The organism is Allokutzneria sp. NRRL B-24872, assembly GCF_002155965.1.
GTDB lineage: Bacteria > Actinomycetota > Actinomycetes > Mycobacteriales > Pseudonocardiaceae > Allokutzneria.
The window spans coordinates 1-508 of record NZ_MUMH01000236.1; the positions used below are offsets into that span (position 1 = coordinate 1).

Consider the following 508-nt stretch of genomic DNA (forward strand, 5'->3'; position numbering starts at 1 on the left):
GCTCCACAGCCGCATCTGCCCGGGTTCCTTGGCGGCGTTGCGCTCGCGCCAGTTCACCGCGCCCGGAGCCTGCTCCATCAACAACCACGGCTGGCCGCCGCGAGAACTTCGGGTAGGCCCCGCTCCGCGCCGCCGGGACGCGCACGAGGGTGACCTGCACGTCGGGGTTCTCGGAGTTCCACAGCGCCACGCACTTCTCGATCCCGGGCACCCACGCCCAGAACGTCAGCCGAGCCGGACCCGGTCCTGGAGTCCGCCGAGCGAGACCACCGGGCTTCGAACACCCCGCGAGCAGCCCGAGGGCCAAAGCGCCGCGCAACGCTGAGCGACGCGAGAGTCCGGTCATCCCAGGTTCCCGATCCCTATGGAACGGAAGACGATCCGCTCATACGGCCCGGCCGCACCGGTCTCGTAGAGCAGGCCGACGCGATCACCGGTCTGCACGAGGTCGGAGTAAGCCGCCTTCGCCGTGGAGATCTCGACCGACTTCGGCCAGGTCTTACCGCCG

At 69.9% G+C, this 508-nt stretch carries 1 protein-coding gene; it reads right to left on the minus strand.

Translation table 11 applies throughout. The features are described 5' to 3' along the window. The coding region (locus CCN37_RS36785) for a beta-galactosidase (protein ID WP_371505647.1) at window positions 1–78 on the minus strand (78 nt) is incomplete at its 3' end. Between the last annotated feature and the right edge of the window lie 430 nt (window positions 79–508).